The organism is Roseibium hamelinense (assembly GCF_007830545.1).
GTDB lineage: Bacteria > Pseudomonadota > Alphaproteobacteria > Rhizobiales > Stappiaceae > Roseibium > Roseibium hamelinense.
On record NZ_VLLF01000001.1, the window covers coordinates 465,613 to 480,921 of the forward strand.

The 15,309-nt window shown below is 56.6% G+C and carries 15 protein-coding genes; all 15 read left to right on the top strand.

Going from position 1 to position 15,309, the window contains the following annotated elements; translation table 11 throughout:
- Positions 1–59: 59 nt before the first annotated feature.
- The 15 genes from fliF to fliR all read left to right on the top strand — a co-directional run bounded on the left by fliF (position 60) and on the right by fliR (position 15,306).
- On the top strand, positions 60–1,703 hold the full coding sequence (gene fliF, locus JM93_RS02195; protein WP_145340421.1) for a flagellar basal-body MS-ring/collar protein FliF: 1,644 nt from the start codon (positions 60–62) through the stop codon (positions 1,701–1,703).
- The gene (locus JM93_RS02200; RefSeq protein WP_145340422.1) at positions 1,703–2,335 is read left to right on the top strand and encodes a hypothetical protein; all 633 of its coding nucleotides are present in this window, start codon (positions 1,703–1,705) and stop codon (positions 2,333–2,335) included. Before fliF ends, JM93_RS02200 begins: the two co-directional genes overlap by 1 nt.
- 2 nt (positions 2,336–2,337) lie before the next feature.
- On the top strand, positions 2,338–3,789 hold the full coding sequence (locus JM93_RS02205; RefSeq protein WP_145340423.1) for a MotB family protein: 1,452 nt from the start codon (positions 2,338–2,340) through the stop codon (positions 3,787–3,789).
- Positions 3,789–5,009, top strand: a complete 1,221-nt coding sequence (locus tag JM93_RS02210) for a chemotaxis protein (RefSeq protein ID WP_145340424.1) — start codon at positions 3,789–3,791, stop codon at positions 5,007–5,009. The genes JM93_RS02205 and JM93_RS02210 overlap by 1 nt, the downstream gene beginning before the upstream one ends.
- A complete protein-coding gene (fliK, locus tag JM93_RS02215) occupies positions 5,006–6,280 on the top strand; it encodes a flagellar hook-length control protein FliK (RefSeq protein ID WP_145340425.1) in 1,275 nt (424 codons plus the stop codon). The genes JM93_RS02210 and fliK overlap by 4 nt, the downstream gene beginning before the upstream one ends.
- A complete protein-coding gene (locus tag JM93_RS02220; RefSeq protein WP_208994878.1) occupies positions 6,249–6,815 on the top strand; it encodes a transglycosylase SLT domain-containing protein in 567 nt (188 codons plus the stop codon). The genes fliK and JM93_RS02220 overlap by 32 nt, the downstream gene beginning before the upstream one ends.
- 159 nt (positions 6,816–6,974) lie before the next feature.
- Complete coding sequence (locus JM93_RS02225; protein WP_145340426.1) at positions 6,975–8,261, top strand: flagellar hook protein FlgE; 1,287 nt, start codon at positions 6,975–6,977, stop codon at positions 8,259–8,261.
- 34 nt (positions 8,262–8,295) lie between these two features.
- Positions 8,296–9,777, top strand: coding sequence for a flagellar hook-associated protein FlgK (gene flgK, locus JM93_RS02230; RefSeq protein WP_145340427.1), 1,482 nt, complete (start codon positions 8,296–8,298; stop codon positions 9,775–9,777).
- Between the two features lie 6 nt (positions 9,778–9,783).
- Entirely contained in the window at positions 9,784–10,833 is a 1,050-nt protein-coding gene (locus tag JM93_RS02235; RefSeq protein ID WP_145340428.1) for a flagellar hook-associated family protein, read from the top strand.
- Between the two features lie 26 nt (positions 10,834–10,859).
- Positions 10,860–11,219, top strand: a complete 360-nt coding sequence (flaF, locus tag JM93_RS02240; protein ID WP_145340429.1) for a flagellar biosynthesis regulator FlaF — start codon at positions 10,860–10,862, stop codon at positions 11,217–11,219.
- Entirely contained in the window at positions 11,216–11,656 is a 441-nt protein-coding gene (flbT, locus tag JM93_RS02245) for a flagellar biosynthesis repressor FlbT (protein WP_145340430.1), read from the top strand. The genes flaF and flbT overlap by 4 nt, the downstream gene beginning before the upstream one ends.
- A gap of 11 nt (positions 11,657–11,667) precedes the next feature.
- Positions 11,668–12,075, top strand: coding sequence for a flagellar hook assembly protein FlgD (gene flgD, locus JM93_RS02250; protein WP_145340431.1), 408 nt, complete (start codon positions 11,668–11,670; stop codon positions 12,073–12,075).
- A 2-nt stretch (positions 12,076–12,077) separates the two neighbouring features.
- Positions 12,078–12,344 (top strand): flagellar biosynthesis protein FliQ, encoded by a 267-nt coding sequence (gene fliQ / locus JM93_RS02255; protein ID WP_145340432.1) that lies wholly within the window; start codon positions 12,078–12,080, stop codon positions 12,342–12,344.
- A 98-nt stretch (positions 12,345–12,442) separates the two neighbouring features.
- A complete protein-coding gene (flhA, locus tag JM93_RS02260) occupies positions 12,443–14,533 on the top strand; it encodes a flagellar biosynthesis protein FlhA (protein ID WP_145340433.1) in 2,091 nt (696 codons plus the stop codon).
- Positions 14,530–15,306: a flagellar biosynthesis protein FliR gene (fliR, locus tag JM93_RS02265; protein ID WP_244300740.1), complete on the top strand. Its 777-nt coding sequence runs from the start codon at positions 14,530–14,532 to the stop codon at positions 15,304–15,306. The genes flhA and fliR overlap by 4 nt, the downstream gene beginning before the upstream one ends.
- The last annotated feature ends 3 nt before the right edge of the window (positions 15,307–15,309 follow it).

Here is a 15,309-nt window from a genome sequence, read left to right on the forward strand (position 1 = left end):
ACAAGCTGAAGTGCCGATAGTGGCCGAAGAAGATTTGAGCTCTCTTTAAGGGGTGTTTTATGCCTGGCCGCGAACAAGCTGAAAAAATTTGGGCAAATCTGCTGGAGCTTGGGGTCAAACGCCTGATCGCTCTGGCCTTTATTGGAATTGCGACCATTTTGACCGTTGGCCTTGGAGCCTATTACCTGAGCCGTCCCGAGCAAACGGTGCTCTACACCGGGCTCGACGGGGACGATGTTACACGCATCGGTGCGGCGCTCCAGGACGCGGGCATCACCTTCGACGTGAGTTCGGACGGGACAGCTGTTTTGGTCAACCATGCGGCGACCTCGAAAGCCCGCATGTTGCTGGCCGAGCGCGGTCTGCCGCGCGGTGCTGATGCCGGATATGAGCTGTTCGATGAGCTGGGGTCGCTTGGCCTGACGTCGTTCATGCAGGAAGTGACCCGAGTGCGCGCGCTCGAGGGGGAACTCGCCCGGACTATCCAGCTCATGCAAGGAGTGCGCGCGGCGCGTGTTCACATTGTTTTGCCCGAAAAGGGGTCATTTCGCCGGGATCAGCAGCCTCCATCTGCCTCCGTCGTCATCCGGACCGACAATCCGGATGACGTGCGAACCGCAGATGCGATCCGCCACCTGGTTGCGGCCGGTGTTCCGGGTATGATGTCGGACAAGGTCACTGTTCTGGACACGTCCGGCGGGCTCCTGGCGGCAGGCGATGATCCGTCGAAAGCAGCGGCGGGCCAGCTTGCGACGCTGGAAGGTGCAGTCAGCAACCGCATCCAGGAAAATATCCGCAAGACACTGACACCCTATCTCGGTCTCGACAATTTCCAGGTCAGTGTCGCGGCAGACCTGAACACGGACCGGAAAATGATCGCGGAGACCATCTTCGATCCGGATTCGCGGATCGAGCGGTCGGTGCGCACAATTCGCGAAAGCGAAAACGCTCAAAATGCCAGCACGGAAGCGCCAACGACAGTTGAGCAAAACCTGCCGGATCAGGATGTAAATGCGGAAGGCGGTGAACGGTCCAGCGAGGAAAACCAGCGCCGCGAAGAAACCGTCAACTACGAGATTTCGTCAAAGCGGATTGAAACCTCCCAGGACGGATACAGCGTCGAACGGCTGTCGATTGCGATCCTGATCGACCGGGCACGGCTTTACGATTCCCTTGGCGGGCAGCCGACCGACCTTCAGGTCGAGACGCAGCTGAATGAAATCACCGAACTGGCCGCATCTTCGGCAGGTGTGAACAATCAGCGTGGCGATATCGTCAAGGTGTCAGTGGTCGACTTTATAGACGGTGGCCGCAACATGCAGCCGATCCCGCCGCTGACGATCTCCGAATATCTGCTGCGCCAGTCGGGCAACATCATCAATGCACTCGCCATTCTGGCGGTTGCAGGGCTGGTCGTCTGGTTCGGCCTGCGTCCTGCGATCTCGGCTCTGGTGCCGCAAGTTCAAACTGCTGATGCCGCCTTGGGCAACATGGATCTTCTTCCTGATGGAACAGAACCACAGGAAGGCGTCTACGCCCAGCCAAGCCTGCTGACGGCGGCCAACCACGAAGAGATGATCCAGGAGCTGACCTCCAAGTTTAACGAATCTCCGATCCGCAAACTCGAATCGTTGCTGGAATACAATGAAGAGCAATCGGCCGCGATCTTGCGCCAATGGCTGTATGAAGGGGAGCGCATTTGATGCCGCTCCCCGCACAGACCATCCTCCCCAAGCTCTCTCATCCGCAGCTTGAAAACTTCAACAAGCAGCAACAGCACCTGATTCCAATCGTCGAAGGCGAAGTGGCCGAACCCGAGCCATCTCTGGAAGAGCAGCTGGCCGCGGAATACAAACGCGGTTTTGCCGAAGCAGACACCCAGGTGGCAGAAAAAGCCGCCGCCGAGCTGGAAACTGTCCGCAGCGCCCACCAGGCGGAAATGGACGCTTTGCGCAGTTGTTTGATGGATGAGCTTGCCGGTCAGATGGCAGCGCAAATAGAGCAAGGGTTTCAAACGCTGGAAGACCGGTTGTCGCGATCTGCCGCATCGGTTCTGGGTGAGGTTGTCGAAGACGGTATCCGCGCCCAAATGCTCGAGGCCTTTGACAAGACGCTCCGCAAACTTCTGGAAAACGAAACTGCGACCAATATTGCGGTTTCAGGACCTGAGATCCTGCTGGATCCGCTTAAAGACAAGTTGGGCGGCGTCGGCGAGCGTTTGGTCTTCAAGCCGAACGATGCAGCCGAGCTGAAAGTCAAAGTCTGCGACACCCAGATTGAAACCCGTTTTACCGAATGGATGGCGCAGCTGCGCCAAATGCGGGAGGACCAGTAGTCATGCAGGAACCGCTTGCTGGCGAGATCGTTGTTGTCCGCCGAAAGAATGCTTGGGAAGACGACGACCAGCCTCATGGTGTCTGGAAGATCGCCTACGCCGATTTCATGACCGCAATGATGGCATTTTTCCTCGTGATGTGGCTGATCAATGTCACGGATGACAGTGTCCGGCGCGGGGTTGCCCAATATTTCAATCCGGTCAAGCTTGCATCGACCGCACCCAACCAAAAGGGGCTCAATGACCCCGCGATCAGCGGTGCGACCAATGAAGGTGGCAGCGGCGAAGAAACTGGCGAGTTGGCGCCTCCCACTGGCGATGGCGATGAGCCCGTCACGAAAGGTGACATGGATGCGCAAAGCCAATCGGGAGCCGTTCAAACACCCGCTGCGGCGGATAGCCAGTCAGGTCAATTCAGCCAAGTCTTTTCGGAAACGCAGATTTTCATCGACCCCTATGCGGTGCTCGATACGCTTGCTCAGAAAGTTGTCATGCGTGATGCCGACCGCACGGGGCAAAGCGCTATCGGCGCCGGTTTGGACCGGGAAGCCGGTGCTCAAGGCGGTGAAGCCTACAGGGATCCGTTCGATCCGCTTTACTGGCAGTTTGTGCCCAATCGGGGCATAGCCGAAGCGGACCGTGCAGAGCCCTTGCAACAAACCCGGAATATTGAAATTGACACCGCTGCTTCCTCCGGATCAACCGGCGAAGGTCCTTATGACAGCGTCCGCGATGTCTTCAGTCCGCAAAATACCGGATCAGGCAACACCGGCCCGTCTCTGACCGGGCCGAGTGAAGCTGCAACTCAAGACACTTTTGACAGTGTGACGGAGACACTGACTGCTGAAGTCAGCGGTCAAACGCCAAAGATCGGTGACGGCCCGCGTCCGCAGGTCGAAAACGGTCAGGGCCCGAGCGCTGCCCCGATGGAACGCACTCCCGTTTCAGAGCCGGCTGACCGTTTGCCGGAAGACGGCGCAGGACAAACGGATGCCCAAACGGTTGCCGAGTTGCGGGATGAGCTGAAAAACGCCGAAGGCACTGTGCTCGAGGAAACGGCAGCCAGGGTCGAGGTTACCAGAACCGACGAGGGAATCCTCGTCAGCCTGACCGATGACCAGAATTTTGAAATGTTTGCAATCGGATCGGCTGAGCCGCGGCCGGAACTTGTTGCGCTGTTGAAAAACCTTGGCGGCGTTCTGGCAGAGAAGCCGGGCCAGATCGTCGTCAAAGGGCACACGGATGCGCGCCCCTTCCGGTCCAAGAACTATGACAATTGGCGGTTATCTACCGCGCGGGCGCACATGGCCTTGTACATGCTGACGCGTGGCGGGGTCGACAAGGAGCGGTTCGGGAAAGTTGAGGGGTATGCGGATCGTGAACTCAAGAACCCCGATGATCCCAACGATGCCGTCAATCGCCGGATCGAAATCCTGCTTCGGGAGGCGGTGTGATGGATTTGCTCAAGCCCATGCTCCTTGGCCTAAAAAGCCTGGTTTCAGCCCTTATTCTGTTTGCGCTGGCGCCCAGCGTAACAGCCCAGGGCGTGGTCAATGGCACTGAACCTTATGAAATGGTCCGCACCTTGCAGTCGCTTCAGTCCCAGGTGGCGCAGGGCAATAGCCATGCGCTGGCCGCTCAACGGGCGCTTCTTTTGAAGATGGACGACGACTTTCTGCTGATGCCGATCGACACCTGGCAGGACCCCCGCAATGCACGCGCGGCTGTTATCCACCTCTTGAGCGGGGGGCATCCGAAGGTCATTCGTGTGCTTCAGGAAATGGAGCCTGCGCCGGCCATTGACCCGCGCTTAATGGATGGGGCTCTCGCTTATGTTGAAGGGCGCGAGCAGGATGTCGCCGAAAGCCTGAAGGATATTGACCCCAAAACACTCGCTCCAAATCTCGGTGGGCACGTGGCGCTGATCAAGGCTGCGGTTACTTTGCGAACAGACCCGGCACAGGCTCTCGAGTTGCTTGCGGTTGCCCGCCTGTTGATGCCCGGTTCCCTGGTGGAGGAAGCCGCGCTGCGGCGCGAGATTTTTGTTGCCGGAACGTTGGACGATGTCGAAAAATTCCAGTCCCTGTCGATCCGGTATCTGCGCCGGTTTCGGGATTCCGTTTATGCCGGTGATTTCCGGCGCCGGTTTGCCTTGGCAATTGATGCGCTTGGATTTGGAAAAAGCCCGGAAAAATTTGCGCTTCTGGAGAGCCTGATTGCCGAGTTCGACAATGATACCCAGCGCAGTCTCTACCTCAGACTTGCAAGAACGGCCCTGTTGAGCGGGAATTTGGGAATTGTCGAAAAGGCTACCCGTGAAGCGATGCCGCTTGCGATGGGCGGCACGCGCGAGTCGGAGCTTTTGAAGCTTTACCGGGCGGGTGCGCTGATTGAGATCGAAGACATTAAAAAGACCCGGGACCTTCTTTGGTCAATCAACAAGGACCTTTTGTCTGCGAGCGAGCAGAAGCTCATGGCAGCGATATTTTCCGTCGTGAACAACGTCCGGCATTTTCCAGATCCCCCGCGGAACGTGATTGGCGATTTCGAGATCTATCTGCGGATGGAAGATCCCCAGGACACGAACTGGATCACCCCTGTGATGGGAGATGCGGAGTCGATCTTGAGATCCTCCGAAAAGTTGATGAACCGGATGGGAGACAACAATCAATGACAATCAACAATTCGGTTTTAATGCAAACTCTGCGTAATTCCGCAAACCCGAACGCCGGCGGCAGCAAAGGCGACATCAATACGAGTCTTGGAGACCAGGAATCGGCTTTCTTGGATCTCATGAAAGGTCTTGCCAAAGGGAAGACCGACCAGCCGGTTGGGCAAAAGTCTACTGCTTCGGAGGGCAAAACCGATGGCGAGCAAGACAATGCCTCTGCAAAAAAGACGAAAGGCAAAACAGCCCAGTCAAAAACCGAAGGTTTGACAGAACAACTGGACGGTGGGGCCACCAAAAACGATGTCAAAGCAGGTGATGCCCACGGTGCCAAACAAGCCGGTGGTTCGGCTGAAAGCGCCATCGACCGGATCGCTCAAGCGCTGGCTGCAACCGGTCAATCCGCCGTTCGGGTAGAAGCTGCGGCCGGTCAGAAAACAAAGGGGCAAGCACAGGCTCAGTCCGGGGCTGCCCAAACGCTTGCTGCAGCGATGTCTGCGGCAAAAGCGGGCTCTGGCGAGGCCGCCTCTGGCCAAACGGCCAAGGGCCAGACTGGCGGCGATGGAAAGACCGATCTTTTCTCCAAGTTCGCGGTCAATCCCGAGACGGTCCGGGACGGCTCGGCGGCCAAGTCGGAAAAGTCCGGCAAGGTCCAGGTTGATATCGGCTCGGTCAAGGTCCTCAAACAGGAAACGCACTTCGCACCGACCCTTCGCTTGTCGCCGGTCCAACAGGTTGGTGACGCGGTCTCGAGCTTCTTGAAACAACAAGTGACGGAAATGCGCGCGTCCGCGTCACCGTTTGCCATCAAGTCCGAGGGGCCTGTTCTGAAGACCTTGGAGATACAGTTGCAGCCGATTGAGCTGGGCACCGTCAAAGTCTCGCTCAAAATGGTTGGCGATCAGGTCGAGGTATCCTTGCGGGCAAGCAACCCTCAGACCGTCGAGCTGCTGAAGCAGGATCGGCAATTGCTCGACCAAATGTTGCGCGCAACCGGGCACAAGCCTGATGCCATTACCATTCAGGGTGCGGACGATCGGCCGGTGGCCCAGTCTCCAACGTCAAGTTCCAGTCAAAACACCCAGTCTGGCCAAGGTGATAGCCAATTCGGAAACGGGCAGGGCACATATGGCGGCCAAAATGGCCAACGTGGTGGTGAGGCCGGCGGACAACGCGGTGATGACCGTTTCGGTCAAATCATGTCGGGACAGGAAAACGGTTCTGAATTTGGTGAAGAGGTGAGTGATGTTCGCCAAGACGACAACATTTATCTGTAGCGCAATCGGCGCCGTCGTCGTTTCGATGGCTGCCGCAGCTTCGGCACAAAATGTGTGTGAGCGCGAAATGATGGCCGCGGCCAAACAGTATGAGGTTCCGCTCGGTGTGCTTTATGCTGTTGGGCTGACTGAGACCGGACGCAAGAACTCATTGTATCCGTATGCCCTCAACATCGAAGGCCGTTCGGTTTTTCCGCCCAGCGCGCGGGCGGCACTACAAGACATTGCCAGCGCACAGCAGGCGGGCAAAAAGCTGATCGATATCGGCTGTATGCAGATCAACCACTACTACCACAGCCGTGAGTTCCGTTCCGTCGATCACATGCTCGAACCACGGGCCAACGTTCAGTATGCGGCCCGATTCTTGAAGCAGCTCAGATCAAGCCATGGGTCCTGGACGATGGCGGTGGCCCGTTACCACGCTGGACCAAACAATAATCCGGCTCAAAAGCGGTATGTATGCAAAGTCATTGAGAACATGGTTGCATCCGGATTTGGCCAGTGGACAAGAAATGCCAAGAAATTCTGTGGGTGACCAGTTTAATACATCGGATTATCGAAATTTTATTTGAAGAATAAAAATTTAATAAAATCAATATTTTGAAAACTTTCGGGAAACAGTCCCGGCAACAGCTTCACACAAGATAGACGCCGTTGAATGGCGTCAGTTAATTCTGGCAACTGGAGACAGTCCATGGGTCTTTTCGGCGTAATGCGCACCGGCGTGTCCGGCATGAACGCGCAGGCAAGCAAGCTCGGCACAGTTGCCGACAATATCGCGAACTCTTCGACGACCGGCTACAAACGCGCGGAAAGTGAATTCTCCTCGCTGGTCTTGTCACAAGGCAATGGCACCTACAATTCGGGCGGTGTCGAAGCAAAAACGCGCTACGCGGTGTCGGACCAAGGCACGCTGAGCTTCACCACATCCAGTCTCGATCTGGCAGTCGACGGAAACGGCTTCTTCATCGTTGCCGACGCCGCTGGAACCCCGACACTCACCCGTGCAGGCGCCTTTGTACCAAACGGTGAGGGCTTCCTGGTGAATACCGCGGGCTATCGTTTGCAGGGGTACTCGCTGGCCAACGGCGCGCAGCCGAATGTTGTTGCGAACGGTCTTGGTGGACTGGAAGACATCAACATTTCGCAGAACCAATTGGATGCTGTCCCGACAGACCAAGCTTTGCTTTGGACAAACCTGCCGGATGACGCTGTGGATGTTGTTCCTGCGAACCTTCCGTCTGCGAATGCCGCTACCGCTGAGTTTTCCGCAAAGACTTCACTAATCGTCTACGACAATCTCGGAAACGAGGTAAAACTTGACGTTTACTACACACGAACAACACCAGCGGGAACCAACCCGGTGGATTGGGAGGTCACAGTTTTTGACGCTGCGAATGCGGCGCCTGGCGGCGGATTTCCATACACCGGTGCGGCTTTGTCGACGACCAACATCCAATTCGACGAGACGACGGGCAATTTTAATGCCGGTCCACCTGCTTCACCCACGACAATCAACGTCGCTGTGCCGAACGGCTCCACTTTCGATATCGACCTGAGTGGGTCGACATACCTGGCTGCAGACTTCACCGTCATGGAAGTGAACACCAACGGCAACGCACCGAGTGCGGTCGAAAAGGTTGAATTTGACACTGACGGGACTCTTTACGCCATTTACGAAAACGGCGACCGACGCGGTATCTACAAAATTCCGCTCGCTGACGTGGCAAGCCCCGACAAGCTGCGGCCGTCCACCGGTAATACATTCGAGGTGACGACGGACTCCGGCGATGTCCGTGTCGGCTTTCCCGGGCAGGGGGGGCTTGGTGATCTCCAGGTCGGCGCCCTCGAAGGCTCCAACGTCGATCTCGCGTCCGAGCTGACGTCGATGATCGAATCGCAGCGAACCTACTCAGCCAACTCCAAATCGTTCAAGGCGGGATCCGACCTTTTGCAGGAACTGGTGAACCTTGTCCGCTAACGGTGCTCACGCCCGATAAGAAGAGAATGAGAAAATGAGCCTGTCAGTCGCCCTTCAGGTCGCGCAATCGGCCCTCTCGGCCCGCCAGACCGAAACCTCCACGGTGTCCCGCAATATTGCGGGCGCCCAGGAGCCCGGTTTTTCGCGCAAATCGGTGATGCTCAGCACCATCGTTACCAACAGCGGGCAATCCGGCGGTCTCCGTGTGGATGGGATCGCCAGGGTCACTGACAGCGCACTTTACAATTCTCTGCGCATGTCCAGCGCAACCGGTATGTCCCAGCAGTCGGTGCTCGACGGATTGACCAAACTTGCCGAAACGGTGGGGGATACAGCGCTTGAAATGTCGCCGGTCGCGCAACTTGGAAACCTGAAACAATCGATCCAGGCATTCTCGTCCAAGCCGAACGACACTATCCTCGCAACGGACTTCCTGCGGACCGCCAACGATATGGCCGCTGCCCTGAACGATGCGAGCACGCTTGTCCAGTCGACCCGCGCCGATGCCGACCGGGATATCGACGCCAGCGTCAAGGAGGTGAACAAGCTCCTTGCCCAGCTGGAAACGCTCAACAACACCATTGTGAAGGGGACGCAGTCCGGCCAGGACGTCACGGACGCCTTGGACAGCCGGGACAAGGTACTCCTGTCGTTGTCCGAGGAAATGGGTATCAAGACGCTCAATCGCGCTGATGGCGATATTGTTGTCTATACCGATGGCGGTGTCACACTGTTTGAGACGACGGCGCGCGAAGTGAGCTTTGCGCCGACGCCTACCTTCGACGCGTCAACGACCGGAGCGGCGGTGTTTGTCGATGGGGTGCCGGTTGCCGGACCCGGAGCGGTCATGCCGCTCAAGTCCGGCCGGATACATGGCCTTGCTCAGGTGCGGGATGATTTCGCCGTGACCTATCAAAGCCAGCTTGATGAAATTGCCCGCGGTCTGATCACTGCATTTGCCGAGGCGGATCAGCTGGGCGGCGGTGGTCCCGACCAGACCGGCCTGTTTTCGTATGGCGGTTCGCCGGCAGTTCCGGCGGCAAGCACCCTTGTTCCGGGTATTGCATCTCAGATCAGCGTCAATCCGGCAGTCGATCCGGATCAGGGCGGCAATCTCGACCTTTTGCGGAATGGCGGCATCAACGGGGCGGCATATGACTACAACCCGACCAATCTGGGTGGGTTCAACGGGCGGCTCAATGAGTTCCTGACCGAAATCGATGCCCAGCGGAATTTTGATGGAACCGTCGGTCTCGATCCGACCGACAGCCTGACCGGTTTCGGTGCGTCTTCGGTCAGCTGGCTGGAATCCTTGCGCAAGAGCACGACCAGCGATGTGGAGGTTCAGTCGATCATCGTGACCCGCACCGCGGAATCTCTTTCCAACAACACCGGCGTCAACATCGATGAAGAGATGACGCTGCTACTCGACATCGAACGGGCCTATGGCGCGGCCGCAAAACTCATCACGGCCGTCGACAAGATGCTCGACGATCTTCTGGCCGCAGCGAGGTAACAGGTTATGAAAACGTCCTTTATTTCAACATTCACCCTGTCCAACACGGCACGCAATCAAATTACGTCGCAAACCAGCACCTTGAACAAGCTGCAGCTTGAGCTGGCGTCCGGCCGCAAGGCCGATGTCGGGCTTGATCTTGGCGGACGGACCGGCGATGCAGTGTCGCTGCGCAGTGATTTCCGTTTTTTCAACTCAATTATCGATACCAATGAGCTGGCCAAGTCACGGCTGGATATCGCTCAGGCGGCTATGGATGACATTCGCACAAGCGCGGAAGACCTTCAGTCGACGCTGATAGGGGTTCGGGATACTGGCAATTCCGCGCCGGGCGTTGCCGCGGAAGCCGATGCCGGTCTTCAGCAGCTGATCGCCCGGCTGAATACCCAGCTGGGTGGGAGTTACCTGTTCAGCGGAATCAATTCGGATGTCCCGCCGATCAATGACTACTATGCAAATCCGGCTTCACCGAACAAGACGGCAGCAGATGGGGCTTTCTTTACAGAGTTCGGCTTTGCCCAGACAGATCCGGGTGTTGCGGGGATCACCCCCGCTCAGATGGATACCTATCTGAACGGCAACTTCGAAGCGCTGTTCACAAGCCCCAACTGGGAAACGAATTGGTCGACGGCGACCGATCAAACCGCACAAACGCGAATTGCCGCCCGAGAAGAAGTCGAGACATCTGTCAGCGCCAATGAGCAGGCGTTCCGTGATGTTGCATCCGTCTTCGTCATGCTGAGCGACCTGGGAAATCTGGATCTTCCAAACGAAACGCAAAAGGTCGTTGTCGACAAGGCAATTGAAAAACTGGGCTCAATCGTGGGTGACCTGGCTGATATTCAGGGCAGTCTCGGGATTTCACAGGAGCGGGTAAAACTCGCAAGTGAACGCCTGGACGTTCAAACGAATATTCTGAACGAAGGCATCAACAGCCTGGAAAATGTCGACAAGGAAGAGACGGCGGTGCGCCTCAATACGGCGATCACGCAGTTGGAAATTTCCTATTCGATCAGCTCGCGCATCCAGCAGCTTAGCATCATGCGCTACCTGTAAGCGCCCAACGCCACACGAGAGGGCACATGTATAATCTGTCTTATGCCGAAACTGCGGATGAGATCTGCACAGACGACCGCCTCAACGAAGCAGAGGCGCTCAACATCGTCATCTCCAAATTAATGTCGGCACGCGAACACGGGGTTAAGTCTTTGGAGGCGGTGGATGCGCTGTTCTACACGCGCAGGTTATGGGCGTACTTCATGGAGAACCTGGCAGATGATGAAAATGCCTTGCCGGAAAACACCAGAGCAGAGCTGATTTCAATCGGGATTTGGATGCTTAAGGAAGCCGAGCGCCTTCGTCAGGAGGAGATCGAGAGCTTTGATGACATGATCCAGATCAACGAAATCATCCGAGACAGTTTGACCGGGAAAGCCTCATGAAGATAGCACTGAAAGCGGGAGAGCGGCTGTTTATCAACGGTGCGGTGCTGCGTGTCGAACGCAAAACCAACATCGAGCTGATGAATGATGCAATATTCCTCTTGGAGGCGCATGTCCTCCAGCCGGAGGAAGCAACCACGCCGCTTCGACAGCTATATTTCATCCTTCAGACGATGATCATGGATCCGGCTGCCGCCGACAAGGCGATCGACATGTACGACATGGTGATGGGGTCCGTGCGGTCCGCCTTCTCCAATCAGCACATCCTCGAACATCTGAACGAGGTAGATGCTCTGGCCAAATCCAAAAAGTGGTTTGAAGCCATGAAGATCATCCGGGGTCTGTATCCCATTGAGGCCGCCCTCATGTTTCGCCCCAAGACTCAAGAGCCAGTTTCCGAACAAGCGGAAGCGCCGCGCCTCGCGGTTGGCCAATAGGAGCTAAAACGATGGATATTCCTACAGCAACAGCAGTAAATGTGAACAATCCTCAGGCGCTCTCCAAGGCTGACAAGGCAAAAGAGAGCCTGACGGTCGACTATGATGCGTTCTTGACGCTGATGATGGCGCAAATGCAAAACCAGGATCCGACTAATCCGATGGATCCGTCCGAGCAGTTGTCCCAGTTGGCGAGCTTCTCCCAGGTCGAGCAGGCAATCGAAACCAATGCAAAACTTGAGACCCTGCTGTCGAATATGGCATTCGGTCAGGTCGATGATCTCATAGGCCGTACTGTCACCGATCCGAGCGGTGTGAGTGGCACAGTTACCTCCGTGGAGGTCTACAGTGACGGGACGTTGCTCGGACTTGACAATGGCAAGGGCATTTTGCTTGGGCCAGGCGTGAAGATCACCTGATCATGAATGAGGTTGATGCACTTGATCTGGTGCGTTCGGCGATGTGGACGATCCTCATCGCCTCCGCACCGGCAATTGTCCCGGCCATGGTGGTCGGGATCGTGATTGCTCTGTTTCAGGCTCTGACGCAGGTTCAGGAAATTACGCTGACATTCATCCCGAAGATTGTCGCGATTTTGATAATGATTATCGTCGGCGGTCCGTTTATTGGCGGCCAAATGCAGGCGTTGACGGCTCTTATCTATGGCCGGATTGAAAGCGGATTTTAAGCGGCGCGGCGTTTTCCTGCCGCTTTGATGTCTGATCCACCTTCAGACAAGCTTCACAGGCGAGGTTACGGTCAACGCAGTCCTCATTGAGAGTAGGCATGACCGACGTTCTAGCGCCCGTTTCCAGCTCAGAAAGCCCCGAAAGCCGCCGCGATATTGGATTTGCGGTCGGTATCGTGCTGATCCTCGCTGTCCTCTTTCTGCCCATTCCGCCATTTCTGATCGACATGGGACTGGCCTTGTCCATCGCCTTGTCCGTCTTGATCCTGATGGTGGCCTTGTGGATCCAAAAACCTCTCGATTTCTCATCGTTTCCCACGATCCTTCTGATCGCGACGATGTTGCGTTTGTCGCTCAACATAGCAACGACCCGCGTTATTCTTGCCGATGGCAATGAAGGGTTGAATGCCGCCGGCTATATCATCAACGGCTTTTCGCAATTCGTCATGAGCGGCGACTTCGTGATTGGTTTGATCGTGTTCATGATTCTGGTGACGGTGAACTTCCTCGTCATCACCAAGGGCGCGACGCGTATCGCGGAGGTTGGCGCCCGTTTTACCCTCGATGCGATCCCGGGCAAGCAGATGGCAATCGATGCCGATCTGAACGCGGGCTTGATCGACGACAAGGAAGCCCAGCGCCGCCGCGCGGAGCTGGAAGAGGAGAGTTCGTTTTTCGGCGCCATGGATGGGGCGTCAAAATTCGTTCGCGGCGATGCGATCGCCGGCCTCATCATTACGGCCGTCAACATTCTGGGGGGGATCATCATCGGCGTTACGCGGCACGACATGAGTGCGGCGGATGCTGCGGATATCTTTACCAAGCTTTCCGTCGGTGACGGGTTGGTGTCACAGATCCCCGCTTTGATCGTCTCGCTTGCCGCCGGTCTTCTGGTGTCAAAGGGTGGCACCCGCGGGTCTGCGGACAAGGCGGTTCTCGGACAGCTGGGCGGCTATCCGCGCGCCTTGTTTGTCGCGGCGATCCTTATGGGCATTTTCGCCCTGATGCCCGGTCTTCCGCTTATACCATTTGCACTGCTTGCCGGTGTGCTCGGATTTGTTGGCTACATAATCCCGAAACGGATCGCAGCGCGGCAGCAGGCGGCGGACGCCGTTGCCGAACAGCAAAAAGCGATCGCCCAGGCGGAACAAAAGGACTCTGTCAAAGAGAGTCTCAAAACGTCCGAAATCGAGCTTGTGCTTGGCAAGCAGTTGTCCGCAAAACTGATGGCGAACCACGGTGAACTCTCACGCCGCGTTGCGAAAATGCGCCGCAAATTCGCCGAGCAATACGGTTTTGTCGTGCCCGATATACGCGTGACCGATAATCTCGTTCTCGATCCGAAGTCCTATCAAATAAAGATCCACGGCACGATTGTCGCAATGCATCAGATCCGGGTCGGTGAGTTGCTGGTCATTCCGAATTCGGAGGAAAAGCTGCCTTTCCCGGCGGATGAAACCAAAGAACCTGCGTTCGGCATGCCGGCGTTCTGGGTGCCTATTGCGTATCGTGAAGATCTGAAACGCCAGGGGCTGATTCCGGCGGAAAATGAAACGGTCATTCTCACCCACCTGAGCGAAGTGATCCGGAACAATCTGCCGCAGCTTCTGTCCTACAAGGACATGCGCAACCTGTTTGACCGCCTGGAACCGGAATACCGCAAACTGTTGGAGGACATCGTTCCGGCGCACACCTCCTATTCAGGCCTTCAGGCTGTTCTCAAGCTGCTTCTGTCAGAGCGCGTTTCGATCCGCAATCTGCATTTGATCCTTGAGGCCGTCGCCGAAATCGTTCCGCATGTCCGCCGCTCCGAGCAGGTTGCAGAACATGTGCGGATGCGCATTGCGCAACAGATTTGCGGTGATCTTTCCGAAGGTGGCCCGCTCAATGTCCTGCGGCTCGGAAACCGCTGGGACCTTGCATTCCACCAGAGCCTGAAACGCGATGCCAAGGGCGACGTGATCGAATTCGATATTGAACCGCAGCTTGTCGAGGAGTTTGGCCAGGAGGTTTCCACTGCGATCAAGAAGCACATGAAGGCCGGCAAGAGGTTTGCGATCGTCGCGGCTCCTGACGCTCGGCCCTACGTTCGCATGATCGTGGAGCGCATGTTCCCGAACCTGCCGATCCTGTCGCATCTGGAAATAGCACGCGGCGCCGAAATCAATGCTTTGGGCAGCGTGTCGTGACATTTGGCAGCCTGTTTCTCGCGGAAACCGGATCAACGATCGTTCTTTCCGTATTTCTGCTGTTTTGCAGGATCGGCGGGTGTTTGATGATCATCCCCGGCTACGGAACATCGCGTATCCCGACAAGAATCAGGCTGTTTATTGCATTGGGCGTTACACTGGCTCTAGCGCCGGCATTGCTGCCCGGTATGCAGGCGGCGTTGCCGGACCAGCGGCTTGGGACGGTGTTTGAGCTGATTGTCTCCGAAACGTTTGTCGGACTTCTCATCGGCCTTCTGGGCCGTTGTTTTCTAGCCGCTTTGGAAACCCTCGGCACACTGGTGTCGATGGCGATCGGCCTGTCGAACATGCCCGGCGCTGCCGTGGAAAACATCGAGGCGTTGCCCCCGGTTGCGAACCTCTTGACGCTGACGGCGACCGCCATGGTGTTCATCACCAACCAGCATTGGGAGGTTCTGCGCGGGCTGGCCGACTCGTATCAGACCATTCCGCCAGGTGTGGGAATCGACACTCTCACGGCTCTTGAACGCTTTGCACAGCAATTGGCAGAAGCCTTTCTGCTGGCTTTGCGCGTTGTCAGCCCCTTCGTCATTTACACTGTCATCATAAATCTGGCGATCGGTCTGGTGAACAAGTTAACCCCGCAGATCCCGGCGTATTTTGTCGGTCTTCCATTCATCATAGCCGGTGGTCTGTATCTGTTGTTTCTCGTTTCAAGCGAAGCAATTGCCCTGTTTCTGGACGGGTATTTCGTTTGGCTCCAGCAAGGATAATCC